Source organism: Leptolyngbya sp. NK1-12 (assembly GCF_032598965.1).
Lineage (GTDB): Bacteria > Cyanobacteriota > Cyanobacteriia > Elainellales > Elainellaceae > Elainella.
This window is the reverse complement of record NZ_CP053586.1, coordinates 5,636,950-5,654,584: the sequence shown is the minus strand read 5'-3', so window position 1 is coordinate 5,654,584 and position 17,635 is coordinate 5,636,950. Positions and strand designations below refer to the sequence as shown.

12 protein-coding genes are annotated in these 17,635 nt (G+C 49.4%); 1 reads left to right on the top strand and 11 read right to left on the bottom strand.

Annotated elements, in window-relative coordinates; all coding sequences use genetic code 11:
* Positions 1-351: 351 nt before the first annotated feature.
* The 7 genes from HJG54_RS24075 to HJG54_RS24045 form a co-directional block, all read right to left on the bottom strand.
* Entirely contained in the window at positions 352-1,242 is an 891-nt protein-coding gene (locus tag HJG54_RS24075; protein WP_316431763.1) for a haloacid dehalogenase-like hydrolase, read from the bottom strand.
* 198 nt (positions 1,243-1,440) lie between these two features.
* Positions 1,441-2,001: a hypothetical protein gene (locus HJG54_RS24070; RefSeq protein ID WP_316431762.1), complete on the bottom strand. Its 561-nt coding sequence runs from the start codon at positions 1,999-2,001 to the stop codon at positions 1,441-1,443.
* A 124-nt stretch (positions 2,002-2,125) separates the two neighbouring features.
* Positions 2,126-3,544 (bottom strand): Nramp family divalent metal transporter, encoded by a 1,419-nt coding sequence (locus HJG54_RS24065; protein WP_316431761.1) that lies wholly within the window; start codon positions 3,542-3,544, stop codon positions 2,126-2,128.
* Positions 3,545-3,565: 21 nt separating this feature from the next.
* Complete coding sequence (locus HJG54_RS24060; protein ID WP_316431760.1) at positions 3,566-6,097, bottom strand: glycoside hydrolase family 31 protein; 2,532 nt, start codon at positions 6,095-6,097, stop codon at positions 3,566-3,568.
* Positions 6,098-6,151: 54 nt separating this feature from the next.
* A complete protein-coding gene (locus HJG54_RS24055; protein ID WP_316431759.1) occupies positions 6,152-7,000 on the bottom strand; it encodes a hypothetical protein in 849 nt (282 codons plus the stop codon).
* A gap of 167 nt (positions 7,001-7,167) precedes the next feature.
* Positions 7,168-7,692, bottom strand: coding sequence for a PRC-barrel domain-containing protein (locus tag HJG54_RS24050; RefSeq protein ID WP_316431758.1), 525 nt, complete (start codon positions 7,690-7,692; stop codon positions 7,168-7,170).
* 356 nt (positions 7,693-8,048) lie between these two features.
* Positions 8,049-8,426, bottom strand: a complete 378-nt coding sequence (locus HJG54_RS24045) for a response regulator (RefSeq protein WP_316431757.1) — start codon at positions 8,424-8,426, stop codon at positions 8,049-8,051.
* Positions 8,427-8,712: 286 nt separating this feature from the next.
* Between HJG54_RS24045 and HJG54_RS24040 the strand changes: the two genes are divergently transcribed.
* Positions 8,713-11,094, top strand: a complete 2,382-nt coding sequence (locus HJG54_RS24040; protein ID WP_316431756.1) for a PAS domain S-box protein — start codon at positions 8,713-8,715, stop codon at positions 11,092-11,094.
* Positions 11,095-11,157: 63 nt separating this feature from the next.
* Here HJG54_RS24040 and HJG54_RS24035 read toward each other — a convergent pair whose 3' ends face one another.
* The 4 genes from HJG54_RS24035 to HJG54_RS24020 form a co-directional block, all read right to left on the bottom strand.
* Positions 11,158-13,050: a response regulator gene (locus HJG54_RS24035; protein WP_316431755.1), complete on the bottom strand. Its 1,893-nt coding sequence runs from the start codon at positions 13,048-13,050 to the stop codon at positions 11,158-11,160.
* Between the two features lie 210 nt (positions 13,051-13,260).
* Positions 13,261-14,730, bottom strand: a complete 1,470-nt coding sequence (locus HJG54_RS24030; RefSeq protein WP_316431754.1) for a hypothetical protein — start codon at positions 14,728-14,730, stop codon at positions 13,261-13,263.
* 549 nt (positions 14,731-15,279) lie between these two features.
* Complete coding sequence (locus tag HJG54_RS24025) at positions 15,280-15,861, bottom strand: NADPH-dependent FMN reductase (RefSeq protein ID WP_316431753.1); 582 nt, start codon at positions 15,859-15,861, stop codon at positions 15,280-15,282.
* A gap of 158 nt (positions 15,862-16,019) precedes the next feature.
* Entirely contained in the window at positions 16,020-17,606 is a 1,587-nt protein-coding gene (locus HJG54_RS24020; protein WP_316431752.1) for a M10 family metallopeptidase C-terminal domain-containing protein, read from the bottom strand.
* Positions 17,607-17,635: the final 29 nt, after the last annotated feature.

Genomic DNA, 17,635 nt, shown 5'->3' with positions numbered 1-17,635 from the left:
GGAGGCTTCGCCCCCATGCAGGGGCGCTGGCACCCCGTTTTTCGTACTTCACTAGCCTGAAAAAGGCTGTAATTCAGAAATCAAACTTTTCGATTTGGTTTGAACAAAGTTATCGCTAGTTCAAGAACAGCCGCGATTATGAAAAGAATAATAAACTAAACTGAAAAGTGGATCAGCCTGCATCATTCTGCCAGCGAAGAATCCAACTCTCACGACCTAAAGCAAAAGACGGAACTTGCAATACCAGAGATAACGCGGGAAGTGCCAGGTGAATCACGAATAGGAGCAGAAAAATAACAACGTTCAAACCCAGTCAATTCCTCAGTCTTAATCGATCTACAGTGTCTACTCCTACTCTCCTTTACTAAGCTGTCGGAGCGAGATTTGTTTACACAGGCTTTCGATTGCCAGGTTCAGCGATCGCATTAACTCTGATTCTGCCTGATAATCTGCGGGAGCAAGATTTGTGACTCGCTGGCTTTCTGTCACCTCAATATGCTGGCTCCACTTCTCGACGGTATCGCCTTTGTAAACCCCAATCGCAATACCGCCTTCATCGTTCAGCACTGAGAAGCAGGGAACATCTGATGCCCCATCGCCTACATAAATCATTTGCGAAAGGGGAACGTGAAGCTGGTTCTCTGACACATCCCGATAGGCAAACGATCGTCCATCCCCGTCAACCTGATCTGCTCCGCTCGCAATGTGCATGAGATAGCGAGTTTTTTCGGTGTGGCTGATGCTGCGTTTGAGGAATTCGATTTCACTGTTTTCAGCATAGTGAAACTCGCATCCCCAAATTTTCTTGAAGTAGGAGGCAATGCAGGTATTCCGAACGACCTCAGCAAATCCACCGGTAATGATGTAAAACTCTAGTTCAATTTGTGGATTGAGTTCCTGCACTTTCTGCTGCAAGCGATCGAACATCTCCGTCACGTCCTTGAAGGGCTGGAGGTCTTGTCCAAACTGAACCAAATAATCCTTCGTGATTTTCTCCTTTCGCCGCTTAGATTCCTGAATCAAGCAATAAAATCGAGCTGCAACGTGGTCCCATCCGGCTTCTTTCAACGATTCATAATGCTGCTGGCGGAATTCGTTGACATCTAGCCCTAATCGTTTGATCAGTTCATCAAAGGTATCGGGTGCAAGGGTGTCATCAAAATCGAAAACTACCGCGATTCGGTTGCAGACAGGCTTTGTCGCTTGAGGCTTCCTAAAGTCTGTTTTTTTAACTTGAGTCATGGCTTCATATCGCTCCATTTTGTGACTTCAATAGGATTTCACCAACGAAATTTAGCTGGCCCTGCGTCACCGTAAATCCTCCAGCGGCATCATCACCTCCGAAAGATATAGGCGGGAAAATATTTTTCAGCAGCATCAGCAGGGTGATTCCCAGTGGTTTAGAGCATTGATCGTGTTTGTGATCCAGTCAAGCATGGTTTAGCCTGTTGCTTCCCGCTCGTATAGTTGTCGTCCCGCTTCAAGCTGAGGAAGAATCTGCTGACGATTACCAATAAACTCATATTGTTCGTTGAAGACTCCGCTCGGACGTTCTCCAATAATGTAATGACGCACAGGAATAGTGGGAGCATTAATCACAATCCGATCGGAAACTCGTGTTACAGCTCTTGGCGCATTTGGATCCGTTTCTTCAAGACGAGAAATAACCCATAGCTCATTATTAACCGTATAGACATCCTGAACACTTAGATTGTAGCCAGCAGAAGGAACCTCTACTTCAGCCGTAATAGTGCGCTCTTGCCGTTCTGCCCCAGGAACATCGACATCAATGTAAGGAACCTGAACGGTCTGTTCCTCCTGCACCACGACAACTTTGGGCACGGTAACAGTGCGCTCTGTCACGCCCACGTTGACATCAGGACCCTGAATGTCGTACTGGGGTAACTGTCCGGGTTCAACACTCACATCCACATCCGGTAGCTCCCCGGCTTGTTCTTGCTCTACTCGGCAGGATGCCAGCGGAATCAGGGAAAGAACCAAAGCGAATGAAAGCAGTTTCCTGGAATTTGAAATTTGTGATTTCATACCGATTAACCCTCTAAACAATAAGAAATTGATGAACAGAAAGAAATGTTGAGCGGACTTGGAAACTCGCACTTGCTAATCAAGTGCCACCAGAGCCAAGAACTCCGACCAGTTGCAGCAAATAAATCACGGCAAACACTGCAAAGAATGCCCCTGCAAGCACGGTTCCCCAGAAGGTAAATCCAGAGGGGCGTAACTTGCGAGACAGCATCCGACGATTCAGGAATAGCGTTAACCCGGCAACAACGGGAATATGGGCAGCTTCGATCGCGCCCGCCGTCTGCAATAAGACCACAGGTCTACCTAGGAGGAGATACACGGCAATCGGCAAAATTGCCAGCAGAGCGGCAATATAAAACTTCCGCAGAAACTTCTCGTTCGTCCAACGGCCCTGCCGCACGCCAAACCCTTGCAGCAAGATCTGTGTCCCGTCAGCAAACATCCGCCCGAAGCCGTCCTGCACCGAGAGCGTGGTACTGCAAAAGGTGATAAAGACGATCGCAATCATGAACCAGAAGCCAAACGGTCCCCAGATGTCGCCCAGCAGATTGCCCAGCGTTTCCGCTACCTGATTTTCCTGGGGTACCAGTCCCTGAGGGCGCAGCAGCTCCCCGCCCAGAATCAAAAATGCCAGTGCCGCCAGCAGTGCACCCACGACCGCCAGCGTATTCGAGAAGGTCATCAGCTGAACCCAGCCCTGCAACCGCTGCTGCTGCTCGGAGTCAAGCTGTTTTACTTCTAGTGGCTGTTCCTGTTTTAATGCCGTTGCTCCATATCCACGTGCATCGACCCAGTAGGAGTACCACATCATTCCGGCTGCGCCTGCCAGCATAAAGCCCAACCAGGGGAGAATTTCCTGATACTGCACATCCTGCGGAATCTGTGGCACTATACCAGTGGCTAATTCGCGGACATTAGGAAAGACAAAAACGGCAGCTGTGACGACGGCAAGCGTGCGGGCAATGCCGACAAACGAGGAGAATTTTTCCACCACATCGTACTGTCCCAGAAACACGATCGCCGCCGCCACCAAAATAATAATCACCGTCCAGAGTTGAGCGGTTCCCCCGGTTACTAGAATCAGTGCTGTAGCTGCCGCGCCTGCCATGCCTGCTACGGTCGAAATGGCAACCGCAAACTGAGGCACAAGAATCAGCCAGACTGCCCAATTTTTGGGTCCGGGAAGCTGTTTGAATCCTTCTAAAATTGTTGCGCCTGTGCAAACGGTAAAGCGTCCCACCTCGCGATTGATAAACCACTTTAGGGTTACGGCTGCAAGGAGTGCCCAGAGCAGCGTATAGCCATAAAAGGCAGCAATTCTGGGTGTAAATAAAAGCTCACCAGAACCCGCAGCAGAAAGCATCCAAATAAAGCTAGGACCCAGCCATTTCAACTGTTCCGCACCCTTTGGCGGCTGAGGAATTTGCTGATTTTGTGAATCTGAATGGAACTCTAAATGCGATGCTTTCGTTGAAGTTTGAACTTGCCGCTGGTTCATCTAATTGACTCCTGGCTCTGTTTAACGGTGAATGAGCATCGTTGAAAGTGCAGTCGTTCCTGAGGCTTCATCGATTTGAATTTGAATGCGATCAAAATTATCCACTTCAAACCAATCTCCGTTGCAGACAATCGCAGTATCATTCGTTTGAACCTGAGCAATCCTAATGCCGTGCAAACAAATCCGAAATCCCTGGTAGGGAAAAGGGTACTGTCCCTCCTGCTGCCGAACGAGTTCAAAACTATCAAACCTGGTGGAATGACGAGTTAAATAAAATCGATCGACTCGCCCTTCCCCATACCCGTCGCCAGCGTCACTGTATACTGCTCCTTCACCCATTCCTTCCGTAGACGGATAGAAGTACAACACAAGCTGCTGATTTTCGACCATAGGCAGCATACGACCTGCCTGAACTAGAAGCGGGATTTGATTGAGTGAAGCTTGCAGTTGAATTTCGTTTGAGCCTGCTTCGATCGCATCCGTCCAGAAGTGATACCAGTGTCCTTTCGGCAGCCGAATTGATCGAGTTTCTGTGTTGCGGTGGACGATTGGACAAACCAGCAGCGCGTCACCCAGCAGAAACGCATCATCAATACTCCACAGTTCTGGATCGGTGAAATCAGCCCAGAATACAGGTCTAACTAGAGGATGTCCGGTTTGGCTGGTTTGCCACGCCAGCGTATAGAAGTAGGGGATTAACCTTTCTCGCAGTTTCAGCAGATCCCGAACAATGCTGAGGGCTGGTTCTCCAAAGCTCCAGGGCGTGCGATGTTTGACGCTATTGGCAGAATGGGTGCGGCAAAACGGGAAAAAGGCAGCAGTTTGAAACCAGCGAATGTAGAGTTCTGCCGAGGGGTTGCCTTGAAAACCACCAATATCGGGTCCGCTGTAGGGCATTCCCGATAAACCTAGATTTAGCATGGTGGGGATGGTTTGGCGTAACGCCTGCCAGCTACTTTCGATATCACCCGTCCATGACCAGGCATACCGCTGTATTCCCGCCCAGCCCGATCGCGTCACAATAAACGGCCGATGCTCTGGGCGATAGGTTCGTAGAGCTTCATAGCCTGCCTGCGCTTGCAGGAAACCATAGAGATTATGAGCTTCTCGATGAGCCCCTCCCCTCCCTTCCATATTGTGATAGGTCGAGCGCGCTGGCAGTGAAGGATCTCCCCATAGCGCGAAAACAGCTGGCTCATTCATGTCATGCCAGAATCCGGCAATGCCTAGATCCAGCAAATCCTGACACTGACGGCTCCACCAGTGTCTTGCCTGCGGGTTCGTAAAATCGGGAAAGGCACACATTCCTGCCCAAACTGGAGCCAGCGCAGGTTTCCCATTCGGCTGAGTGCAGAACATCTTCTGTTCTCGCCCTTCCTGAAACAGGCGATTTTGACGGCTTGCTTTGATGCCAGGGTTAATAATGGTGATTAAACGAGTTCCCCGCTCGGCTAACTCCTGAGCAAATTCTGCCATGTTTGGGAAGCGATCAGGGTCAATGGTAAAGGCGCGAAACCCATCCAGACAATCAATATCCAGATGCATTGCAGCGATCGGTAGATCATGCGTGACAAATCGATTTGCCGTTTTGCGTAAAGCAGATTCCCATTCATATCCCCAGCGTGATTGATGATAGCCAAACGCCCAGCGTGGCGGCAAAGGCGGGCGACCTGTTAATTCGGTGTACCGCTCCAGGAGATGAGGCAAAGAACCCACACTGATGTAGTAGCGCAGTGCCCCGCCTTCAAAGTTGGCGATTGCCATTTCTTTGAAGCTAAATGTTGCTGGATACGAATTTTCATAGAAGACGAGATAGCTGCCCTGCGAATGCACCCCTAGGTAAACCGGAATGCCCATGTAAAGGGGATCGGTTCCTGAGGTATGGTATCCACCCGGATCGTAATTCCACATCCGGTAGGGGCTGGTTTTTTCCGCTTGAGTCAGAGGAGTTCGCAAATTGAGTGGTGCGGCACGTTCTCCCAAACCATAAATTTTTTCTTCGGGTTGTAGTTCTGCTTCGTGTATCCAACCCACTCCTTTATCAGGTTCTTGAGAATGCAGAATAGTTTCTCGTCGAGGCGATCGTTCTTTTCTTATAACCTGCCTATTCGCATCTTGAATTTCCAAGCTACCATTCTGATTAACAATCACTTTGAGCATAGAACTACTGACAATCCAACGTTCGGCTTCGCCATTCCCTTGGGAATCGCTCTTATCCTCGCCCCTATCCTCAAACGTTACCTCAACAGGTTCCCATTCCGACTTGGCAATGGCATAGGAAACAGGTGTAATTCCGGGTATCCAGTGAACGCGCACAAAATCGGAAGCTAGAAATTCTAGCTCTAACTCCAGATGCCCAAAACTAAAATGTCCACCCCTTGCTGTTTGTTTAACCGTTTGAATGGCTCCTGGTAATTCGATCGCCTTCAGTCCTGGCTGGCGCGATTGATATTCCAGCCACGATCGCCGCAGCGAATAGACGATCGCTCCCAGGAATCGTTCGACGCGAATTAAACGCAGCTTGAGAGATACTTGCTTGAGAATGTTCATCATCACCCGTCTGTTAAAGCCTGGTCAGAAGCTGATTCAGGAGAGCTTCATATTGCCTTACAGTGCGCCATCAGGAATTGCGGAAGGATAAACACCATCAGCGACCAGCACAGGTCGATTTGTGTATTCTGCCTCCAACTGCTGTTGAATTCCTGTATCCCAACTGAAGCCGTATTCGCGCTCCAGTTCAGCCACCACAAACGGACGCAGCGTTCCTGTGACTGCAACCGTTTCGCCATCCTCAATGGTAGGCTGATTTGCAGTGGCAGGATTGGCTCGAATCACTAGCAGCTCCTGTCCGCCGATAAGCTGATCTTCATCTAGCGTAAAAGCATTGGCTCCCTGAATCTCTTCAATTTCACCCGTTACGGCAAGCTGTTGACCGTAATACTGCTGCGGATTGCTGGTTAGCTCACCCGGTTCTGGTGCAACCGCAAGTGATTGGGCAATGATCGCAGGTCTATTTTCATACTCTGTGTAAGCATTTGCATCCAAATCGAGGTTATATTCACGATTCACATCTGCAATTACAAAATTGCGAACTTCACCTGTAGCTTGAATGTCCACTCCATCTTCTGGAAGCACAAAGGGGCGACCAGATGCATTTACCACCAAAACTGGTTCACTGCCAAAGAACTGTTGATCTTCAAGGGTAAAAGTACTCGGACCAATCTTGTCAATCGGCTCACTTCTAATTGTCACGATTTGACCAATATACCGATTCGTATCTTCAGCCACGTCTTCAGTTGTGACATTAGTTTGCCCCGGTGTGGCTGCCTGACGTTCGGGTGTTTCACAACCTGTTAGCAGGGCAGTCACCAATGTCAGCGCCAACGTGCTGCGGACTGCCCATCCTTTCGCAAAAGAATTTTTAGAACTAGGTTTCTTTGTTTCTTCAAATTGCATGGCTGTGAATCTCCTAAACTACAGAACTGTGAATAATTTTTTCTGACCTCAACTGGCTTCTTTGTCGCTGTTTCTAAATAGATGAGGTCCTTGTTAGCAGGGTAATGAAAGGGCGAAGATGATTCGCCCCAGTAACAACAATCAACTCTGCACGAGGAAGGAAACTGCTAGAAACGGGATACTTGTGTCGCTCGATGATCGCGCAACCGCTGCTCATAGCTACGGAATGCAGGGTCATTTTGATTGTAAAGATAAGGCTCCTGCATATAGTCGTAGGCTACACCCGCAGGAGGTTGGGCAATGGTCGGACCTGAAATCAAAGGGCGATAGGACGATCGCACCCGCTCTTCATAGTCATTGTCAATTCGCAAATCGTCATTGAACTCCGGCAAATCTTCTACCTGATTTTTGGTCAGTCCTGCAACATAGATGCGCTCTTTGTCATAGTCAAGCCGAGCTACCCCAACCGGAAGCAGAACTTTCTTGCCCAACACCCAAAAGCCAGTATCCACAATGAAATACCGAAAGCGGCCATCTTTCTCGTCAACCATCACGCCCTCGACTGAGCCAACCTTATCCTGATCATTACTATCAGAATCATTAGCGTACACAGAAAAGTTAGTGATATCATGCCCATCAAACAACTCTTTTGTGTGATTGGGATAGTAATCACTCAGTTTCATCAGTGCCATATTTATTTCTCCATTAACTGTAATTCTCCTGTTCTACCGTTGAGCTACAAGTGCCTCTGCTTTTTGCATCCCTTCGCAGGTTCGCAGGGTGCAAATAAACCTTTCTAGGTGACACGCTCCGGTAACAACAAACAGGCTTAACCGGCTACAGCAATTCGGGAATGCTTGTAATGCTCACATAAATCACAGTAGAGGGCAAAGGTGGAGAACTGGTAGACAAATCCAGAATTTAAAGGAATTCTATCAATGGAAGTATATCTGCTTGAAGAGCAATAGGGATGGATAGATAATGTCAACTACCAAATTGAGTAAATATCGCCCAGCATAGATGATATTTTTCTTGTGCTCTCTTGTACTCATTGAGCATTGCTCAACAATGCCTCGATTTGACCTGCAAGCTTCACTGGATTGAACGGTTTTTTGATAGCTCCAAGTACATTGAGGTCATCAAACTGTCCTGTTTCAATCGCCCGCCCTTTCGCAGTCAGCAGCACGACGGGAATCTGCTTTGTTTTGTCACTCGATCGCAGTTGTTGTAGAATCGCCAGCCCGTCTAACCCTGGCATCATCAGATCGAGGAGAATTGCATCAAGCTGACGATTCTGAGCTTCTCGTAGGGCTTCAGCTCCTGAACCTGCTGTTACCACTTGCCATCCGCCTATCAGCTCCAGGCAGGTCTGAATCAGATTTCTCAAGTCAGCTTCGTCATCCACAACCAGTATTTTTCTAATCATGCAAGTATTCCTCCAGGTTCTTCAGTTCCTCCTGAACTAACGCGCACAATCCAGATTTGCTAAGATTTCTCGGTTTGTCTCCTCTTATTAAGATAGACTATATTTGAGCCAGTTCTCGATGTTCACCAGTCATATGATCGGGCAGTACCTACTTAGAGCAGTTCTATTTAATATTTGAAATTTAATATTTGAAATAGTAGTGTATGCCTGAAACCTGGGAAACTCAAAAGAGATGTTTTAGGCAAACTGCTCAGGCAGTCTCCCTTCATCAACAGTCTCTATGCTGATGCAGCAACGCACTCCGCTACTCCGTTATAGTGTTGCTATCTTGTCTTCGATCGCAGCATTTCTGTTGACCCGTCTTTTGTGGGAGCAAATTCAGCCCACGATTTATCCATTTTTCCTTGCAGCTGTAATCATCTCGTCTTGGTACGGTGGATTGAAGCCGGGACTCGTTGCGACGGTTTTAACAACAGGCTTGAGTGAATACTTCTTCTTAACGACAGCTTTTTCCATAGGAGCAAGTCCCGCTAATCTTGGGAGAACCCTTTATTTTGTGCTGGTGGCTGTCCTGATTTGTGTGCTGAATGTTAGGGTGCGGTCGGCACAGCGACACGCCGAGTCAAACGCACTCGAAGCCGAACGCACTCAAGCTCTTTTGCTTCAAAATCAGGAGCGTTTGCGTGAAAGTGAGGAACGTCTTCGCTTGTTGATTGAAGGTGTGCGCGACTACGCGATCTTTGCACTTGATCCAGAAGGGCGCTTTGTCAGTTGGAATACCGGAGCCGAGCGAATTCTGGGCTACTCGGAAGCAGAAATTTTCGGTCGATCGTTTTCCTGCATTTTTACCTCCGAAGACATTGCCAGTGGCAGACCGGATGAAGCTTTGCAAATTGCAATTAATGAAGGTCAGGCACAGGACGATCGCTGGCACGTTCGCAAAGACGGCTCCTTGTTTTGGGCAAACGGAGTGATTACTCCCCTCTACGACACAGTGGGCAACCTGCGAGGATTTTCAAAAATTCTCCGCGACAATACAGAAGTGAAACAGGCACAAGACGCATTGCAGGCAAGTGAAGAACGATTTCGGTCGCTCATTGAGAACGTTCAAGATTACGCTATTTTTATGCTGGATCCAGAAGGGCGAGTGGCAAGCTGGAATCGGGGATCGGAAGCCGTCTTAGGTTATCCGGAATCTGAGATTTTAGGTCGGCATTTCTCCCACTTTTTTCCCCCTGAATTAATCGCTCAAGGGTTGCCTGAGCAGGAATTGACAATGACAGTCACAGAAGGTCGATCGCAGCAGGAGCGGTTGCACGTTCGTAAAGACGGTACTCGGTTCTGGGCAAGCGAAGTGATGACCGCTCTGCGCGACGAGACAGGGCGGCTGAGAGGTTTTTCTAAAGTGATGCGAGATGTGACCGAACGCAAACGAGCCGAAACGGAACGCGCTCAACTGCTGGAGGATGAACAGGCTGCCCGTGCTGAAGCAGAAGCTGCAAATCGCGCTAAAGATGAGTTCCTGGCGATCATCTCCCACGAACTTCGCACTCCCCTGACTGCGATCGCTGGCTGGGTAGGAATGCTGCGAACGGGAATGCTGGATGAAGAGAGAGCCACGCTTGCATTAGAGACGATCGAGCGCAACGCCAATCTGCAAGCCCAATTGATCGAAGACTTGCTGGATATCTCGCGGATCATCCGAGGCGAACTGAGGCTAGCGTGTGCTGTGGTCAGTTTGGCTGAGGTGATTACCGCCGCAGCGGAAGCAGTATGCCCCAAAATCCGTGAGAAACAGCTTCAATTCGAGCTTTTGCTCAACTCATCTGCTGGCAAAATGGAGAATCAGGAGTCTGCCGCGCCCGATATTTTAGTGTGGGGAGACGCGGATCGATTGCAGCAAGTGGTATGGAATTTACTTGCCAACGCGGTCAAATTCACGCCGGAAGGAGGACGAGTCACCGTGCAGCTTGAGCGGATCGAGCAGGCGGAACCGCTGGCACAAATCACTGTCGCAGATACCGGAATTGGGATTCGGGCGGATTTTCTCCCCCATGTGTTCGATCGCTTTCGGCAAGCAGACAGTACCAGCACCCGCTCGTACACAGGTTTAGGCTTAGGACTAGCGATCGCCCGCTATCTGGTGGAAGCACATAACGGAACCATTACAGCGGCAAGTTCAGGAGAGGGACAGGGGGCAACCTTCACCGTGAGACTCCCCTTGCTCCAAAGCAATGAACGACGCGCCGTCAGTGCTGAACTCCCCCAGGATTACCAAACGGTTGACCTTTCTGGACTGCTGATTCTAGTCGTTGATGACGATCCAGATGTGCGATCGTGGCTCAGTACCTTGCTGCAATCGCGCGGTGCAGAAGTGATTGCAGTTCACTCTGTGGCAGCTGCGATCGAGGTACTGCAACAGACTACGCCCAATCTTCTGATTAGCGATATTGCCCTACCCGACGAAGATGGCCATGCGCTCATGCGCTATCTCAAATCATTTGAAATTGAGAGAAAAATCCAGATTCCAGCCATTGCGCTGACTGCCTATGCAACCGAAGAGGCTGAAGCCGCCGCGATCGCCGCAGGCTTTGCACGTTACCTTATGAAGCCCGTTGCAGCAAGTGACCTGATTACAGCGATCGCTTCCCAGTTTCCCCAGGGATAATCGCTTTACGCCATGCAGCAAACCTTTTCAGAAAAATGCGAAGATCAGAAAAATACTTAAAAGTCAGAACGAACGTTCTAAACAGCTCAACACGCGAGGAACTAACTTTGCTCCCATACTCGCCTTGCTGACACAATCATCGGCCTTTGCGATAAAGACTTGATGCACGGTGTTCGTGTCCGTGTGAGCAGTCAGAAACAGCACAGGAAGTTTGCTCCACTGCGGATCAGCCCGAATCACCTGACAGAGTTCGATGCCGTTGATGTCGGGCATTTGTACATCCAGAATCAGGAGGTCTGGAGAAACATTGTTCAACACCTCCCAGAATTGCTGTGGGGTATCCAGGGTCGTGATTTGCATCCCCCAGGGCTGTAGTAGAGCGCGAACCGTATTGAGCACGACCGGATCATCATCAACCACCAGGATTTCTGCTTCATCAGCATGAACCGGTTGCAGAACCTGGGCAATATGCTCTATACCTTGGGCGATGGGCATGGACGGATGCAAAAAGCCGTGTCCGCCGCGCCGCACTACTTCCAGGCGATCGGATAAATTATCCTGCTCAGTCCACGCCAGGACGGGAACAGACGGCAGTTGTTTGGACAACGCGGATAGAAGCTGCAAGCTGTCCTGTTTTCGCTCGCCAGCGTCCAGATCCAGGAGAATCGCGTCCGGTTTTTTCAAGACGATCGGGTTCAACTCAGGTCCGTTCATGCCTGCGGCAATGGGAGGGAAAATGACTTCAACCCGCATTCCTTGCGAAGCTTCCTTGAGCCACTGTTCAGCCATCTGCTCATCCTGGCTGATGATCAGCAGCAGAGGAAGTTCGCCAGTCGCCGGATCGGGAGGAGCAGGCAAGGAAATGGATGCAGGAGGAGATTGCTCTAATTCCCGATACAGGCGAGTCACGAGCTGCTGGAGGGAATCTGCATTCTGCTGGGTCAGCGGTCTGCTTTGCAGTAAATCTTCGATCGCTTCTGCCAGACCCGATGCCTCAGCTAATCCAAAGGTGCCGAGTGTGCCTGCCAGTTTATGCGCTTCTTGCTCTGCCTGGTTTCGCAGCGTTTCGCTGAGGTTACTCTGAGCAAGGGCTTCAGCCGTCTGTTGCAGTACAGTCAGACGAGCGCCGATCTGGGCTTTGAATGCGTCTCGTGCCTGCATGACGGCTGCTGTAATTTTCTGTTCAACGTCGTTCGGCGTGGCTTCTGCTGACCGATCGGATTGCCGATTCTCCTGGGCATTCTTCCGGGAATTCTTCCGGGAATTCTCCTGGGAGTCCTCTTCTGAGGGCTTGAGACGATAGCCTAAACCATACACCGTTTCAATACAGTCGGGATCCATGCCTGCTGCTTTCAGCTTTTGCCGCAGTGCCTTGACGTGAGATTTGATCGTGCTTTCTCTGGGTGAGTTTTCAAACGCCCAAAGCCGCTCAATAATTGCACTGGGGCTAAAGATACGGTGCTGGTTGCGCAGAAAAAGCTCCAGCAGACCATACTCCTTTCGAGTCAGATGCAGGGTTTCACCATTACAGGTGACTTCACACAGACTTGGATCGAGCCGCAGATTACCCCACTCCAACACTGGCGGCAGAGCAGAATTCCCACGACGAAGTAAGGCACGAACGCGAGCCAATAGCTCCTGGAAGTCGAACGGCTTTGCTAGATAGTCATCAGCTCCAGCATCCAGCCCCATCACCTTATCCGATTGTGTATCTTTCGCAGTCAGCAGTAGAATCGGCGTTTGATCTCCTTCCTGGCGCAGTTTGCGGCAAAGGGTAATGCCATCCAAGCGGGGCAGCGTAATATCCAGCAGAATCAGGTCATAATCTGTTCCAATCGCAAGTTCCCATCCAGCTTGACCATCCGCCGCAATTTCAACGGTGTAGTTCTGCTGCGTCAGCGTGTCAGCCAGTGCACTCGCCATCCATACATCATCTTCCACCGCTAGAATTTTCATATCCTATCCCTGCTATTAGCGGAAGCCGTCTAGAATTTGAAGGCGGACTAATTCAGTGCTGCCCAACCTCTCATCTTTATTGATGCAGGATCTATTATGAACTTTTGCTGAAGCAAGCTGCTATCCGTCTCAGGGTGCATTAAGTCAATCACGGTTTTTGCTTTTTCCATACCGCCTATTGGCGTTTCAGAAGGCGCGCGTTGCTCCTCCTTATCGCGGTTGAGGTTGATAACTTTGAGGCGAAATGGCTTCAATCCACTTCACTGCATACCGATCCTCTGCCTGCGTTACAAACCGATTGAGTTGCTCTAGCGTCAATGGCTTTGGAATCGAGTAGTTCCCGTTCAGCTTCTTTAATTCTGTGTAGTGGCGCGGAAAGGAAGCGAGATCGGCAGGATAGGTATCCTCATCTACGCCGATAAACTGACCCTCCTGCCTTGCCCGATTCAGGATCGATCGCCATCGCTCGATCGGAGCCTGTCCCAGAGCTTGAATTCCATTTGAGAAGAGATTCATATAGATTTCGTCATATGGTTCGGCACCATCCAGATAGCGATCGAGTTCATTTGCCGATCGCTGGTCGTTGAATACTGCCCAGTAGGGCACGAGACCTAGACGACGAGTCCACCAGGGTTGGAGATATGCGAAGGATTCAACCAGCAGTCGATGGGTGGGTAGCCCTGTATCTGCATACCACCACCGATGCAGATCTGCGACCAGTGGGCTTAAATCCTGCGGAGCCTCAAAGACAATCCGACGAACGCGATAGCCATGTTCACGCGCAAACGCCTCCACATCCTCGCGCAAAGCCGGATCAAATCCCCACTCGGATTCCGGGAATCTGCCGTCGGGTGCAGGCGGTTCCCAGGATTGATGGCTTGAACCGTGCTGTGTCAGAAACTCAGTGATTTGTTCGCTATGGTTAAAGTAATCCTCTGGCGCGAGCATTCCTGCACCGCCGAACTGGAAGTAATGGCGATCGCTGACACGAGTGGATAGCCAGGTGTACTGACACTCCAGCAAAAAGAGGGTCGCACCGGGCGACAGGTTTTCGACGAGAAACTGCTTGTATCGCTCGCTCAGTCGAGTTTGCTTTAGCCGAAAGTACGCAACGCGAGGCACTTTCACCCGGTCCTGGTTGGGATCGTGCATCTGATAAACAGAAACATCAGGATTATTGGCAAGCAGACGTTGAACCAGTGGTTTTGCCCACTCCAGCACCTGTTTCGGCTCATCGGGATCCTGAAAATGTTGTAAACAAACCAGCAGCGTTTGCGGCAGCCAGGGAATTTCCAGTGCTGCCCCTAAATGCACGGCCGCTCCATTGGTAGATCCAATCATTGCCCCAGGATAGCGGCGGCGGGGGTACTGACTGAGCACCCAGCGAATCATTGTTTCTACCCGCACATCATCGATCACATCCGGTGATGAAGCATTAAACCAACCTGACCAGGTAGATACGGTTGCAACCGCTTGCTGAGAAAGGTGGCTAATTGCCTCTCCGCCCAATGCTTTCGCAGAAGGGGTACTGCCTCCAGCAGGGAGATCTTTGCCCTTAAGATAATTACCTAACCCTTGAAACGCGGCTGTTGCTGAGTCAAGCTTGATAATGTATCCAGGTTTATGTCCGAACGCTGCCAAAATATCGTTAACGTTCAACCCAATTGAAGAAAACTGCATATGTACCTTAGCAATCGGATTTACGACTAATCAATCTAGCCATCTCAGTTGAGCATTTGTCGCTACACTATCGCATTTATTTTCGTCATAGAATCATTCTGCTGGCTGATTCAACAGCAAATTGTCCGAACCTTCTATTAACTGCGGTAGGACAAAATACAATTTAGTAAAGAAGGTTTATTATTTCGATCGTCGCTAATAAAAACTATCCAAAATCTCTACCAGTTCTCCACTTTTCAGATCTACTGTAGTAACTTGTAGTGTAACTGAGCTGATAGTTAAGGGAATCCTTCAAGTCTTGAGACACTCATTTATTGTGGATTGAAGCAAAATCTGAATCCATCGGGCTTTAAAACTAAACAAATAGAAAAGCTGGCATTCTTAAGTAAGTTGATCTAGTAATATACTGGAGCGCAAGGGCGAATCGGTCATATTGATCCATTCTGGTGGCAAAGGGTAGCAATCCAGTTCACGGTTGCTACCACGGCGGATGGGCAATGCAGTTAGGTAATTGACTGAACATAGCAGTTCCTTACCGAGTAAAAGAATCTATACATTCAGTTTTGCCACCACCATCGCCAGCTTTGCCCCAATTTGTTCAACCGTCTGTTGTTGTTGTGGATCCTTCAGCGTTCCATCCGGGTTAAATGCTTCGTGGGCTTTCATAACAGCGACCTGCTCCGGCAAAACCAAAACTCGAATATTGCCGAGAATCGAGCGTAGATGCACTAGGCCCCGTAGACCGCCCAAGCCGCCTGGTGATGCACTCATGATGCCGGCAACTTTGTCAGCAAAGGCCGCTAACGGAGCTTCACCTGCGACCGGACGCGAAGCCCAATCGATCGCATTTTTTAGTAAGGGCGTTACCGAGCTATTGTACTCCGGCGAAGCAATCAGCAAACCCTGGTGCGATTTCATCAGCTCCTTCAGCTTGAGCGCATTTTCAGGGATGCCCTGCTCTGCTTCTAGATCCTGGTCATACAGCGGTAATGGCAGGTCGCGAAAATCGAGGTAGGTGACGTCGGCTCCGGCTGTTCTGGCCCCATTGGCTGCAATTTGCACCACGCGCTTATTGAACGAGTCTTTGCGGGCACTGCCTGCGAACGCCAAAATTCGAGGAGTATAGCTCATACGAGGGGGAAGGAGTGAAGGCTGCTTTGATTATAGAAGCAGATGCAATTTCTGCATCCAACTCCCGAGGTGAAGTATGAGTGTATCTTTCGCAACAATGCCCTGAGATTATCTATAGCCTTGGTCGCTGTGAGAGCCAAGCTGCTACAAACCTGTTTTTAGGCATGGCTAAGCTTTTGTAAGTTTGTGAAATTCTCCAAGATTGCAAAAGGAACAGCATCGGCAACTCCTCTAAAGCCATCTCGATCGAATGAGACTACCGTGTTGCCTTGCGAGATGGTTGCGGTTAGCACGCCGTCTAAGAATGGATCAGCACCAACATAACCGACTGACTTGAGCAAGCGGCTGACATTGAGCCTATCCTGACCTCGAGCAAAATCAGTAATCGTGTCTATCCCATCCTTGGTAGATTGAAAAACAAAAATATCGGCTCCAATTCCACCGGTTAGTCGGTCGTTGCCACCCAGACCGATTAGAATATCTGCGCCCCAAGCTCCGATTAATTTATTATTCGTCTGATTACCACTCAGGATGTCATTTCCCGCTCCCCCGATTGCATGTTCAATTATTACTCCAAACGCAATCGCCACATTCTCGTAAATGGGCTGAGCATGAAACTGACCGATTGAGCTAAACTGCCCTGGCTTGAGATTAATCCATGTATTTTGCTGCTGATTACGGGCATTCACGGTATCTATACCGCCTGTATCATAAATAGTTTCAATAAACGGTTTATTAGCTCTCCATTGATAAACGGTGTCGCCTTGGCCTGTTTTGTGATTCTTGCCGTAAAGCTGCTGAATCGCTGGAATATCATACAGCATTGGAGTATGAGGTTGATAATCGACTGGTAAATTAGGATGCTTGTCATAGGCCATTACTGTATATTGCACTGTTTGTTTGGCTAGCGGTAGCGTGGCGTCCTCATCAAAGGGATGGCTGAGTCCGAGCGCGTGACCGACTTCGTGCAAAACTGTAGAGAATCCATAGGATCCCGGCAGAGGGTTGCGGTTTGAACGATCCGCATGATTCAACCATGTATCTCCTCTCCTCAGAGGACCTGCGTCTGGGTAATAAGCCCAACCAGAGAGACCCGGTTCTTTGGCCGTACCAAAGCGAAACTGAACCGAATTGTCGTCGGGAACGGCCTTAAATGTAATTCCTGAGACTTTTTCCCAGGCTTGCAGAGCCAATCGTACTGCATCTCTTTGCGCTGGGGTCATCGGCTTAAAGACGCTGGTCGTATCATCCCACTGGCCTTTGCGATTTGGCTTGTAGTAGGACGGTAATTTCTCCATGAAGCTATAGGTTAGAGTAATTGGCTGGCCTAAGCGATAGGGCTGCCAACTGTGTCGTCCTTGCTGAGATAATGTTTCTGCCTGATATTGCGGAACCGGATTAAAGGTGCCAGCAGTAGTTTTTAATGTATACGCTCCTATTGCTTGTGGGTTCTCGCTGGTGACACGTAGAACATAGTCTACTCCTGGTTTCATAGTAAATGTAAGTTGGGCTGCTTCCTGACCTGTTTGAAACTGAAGGATTCGGCTCAGATTGTCGGCTCTGCGTAGTTCTAGTTCGGGCCTAAACTGCTGTGACTCCAGCGTGAGGGTGACTTGCTGTCCAGCTTTCGCGCCCGTTAGCAGAATATCGTCATAGTAGTAGGTGGTTTCTGACTCTAACGGATGAGTATAGGGGTAAAGCAAATCATCAAACTGCAAAGCGCCCTGAAAAGAATTCGTACTCATATCGGTTTTTAAGGTTCAAGCAATTCGGG

What these genes read in the sequence shown, in the direction of transcription:
- HJG54_RS24065 (WP_316431761.1), bottom strand. Translation starts at nt 3,544, where the DNA reads ATGAACCAGCGGCAAGTTCAAACTTCAACGAAAGCATCGCATTTAGAG.
- HJG54_RS24050 (WP_316431758.1), bottom strand. Translation starts at nt 7,692, where the DNA reads ATGGCACTGATGAAACTGAGTGATTACTATCCCAATCACACAAAAGAG.
- HJG54_RS24035 (WP_316431755.1), bottom strand. Translation starts at nt 13,050, where the DNA reads ATGAAAATTCTAGCGGTGGAAGATGATGTATGGATGGCGAGTGCACTG.
- HJG54_RS24030 (WP_316431754.1), bottom strand. Translation starts at nt 14,730, where the DNA reads ATGCAGTTTTCTTCAATTGGGTTGAACGTTAACGATATTTTGGCAGCG.
- HJG54_RS24040 (WP_316431756.1), top strand. Translation starts at nt 8,713, where the DNA reads ATGCAGCAACGCACTCCGCTACTCCGTTATAGTGTTGCTATCTTGTCT.
- HJG54_RS24020 (WP_316431752.1), bottom strand. Translation starts at nt 17,606, where the DNA reads ATGAGTACGAATTCTTTTCAGGGCGCTTTGCAGTTTGATGATTTGCTT.
- HJG54_RS24055 (WP_316431759.1), bottom strand. Translation starts at nt 7,000, where the DNA reads ATGCAATTTGAAGAAACAAAGAAACCTAGTTCTAAAAATTCTTTTGCG.
- HJG54_RS24060 (WP_316431760.1), bottom strand. Translation starts at nt 6,097, where the DNA reads ATGATGAACATTCTCAAGCAAGTATCTCTCAAGCTGCGTTTAATTCGC.
- HJG54_RS24025 (WP_316431753.1), bottom strand. Translation starts at nt 15,861, where the DNA reads ATGAGCTATACTCCTCGAATTTTGGCGTTCGCAGGCAGTGCCCGCAAA.
- HJG54_RS24045 (WP_316431757.1), bottom strand. Translation starts at nt 8,426, where the DNA reads ATGATTAGAAAAATACTGGTTGTGGATGACGAAGCTGACTTGAGAAAT.
- HJG54_RS24075 (WP_316431763.1), bottom strand. Translation starts at nt 1,242, where the DNA reads ATGACTCAAGTTAAAAAAACAGACTTTAGGAAGCCTCAAGCGACAAAG.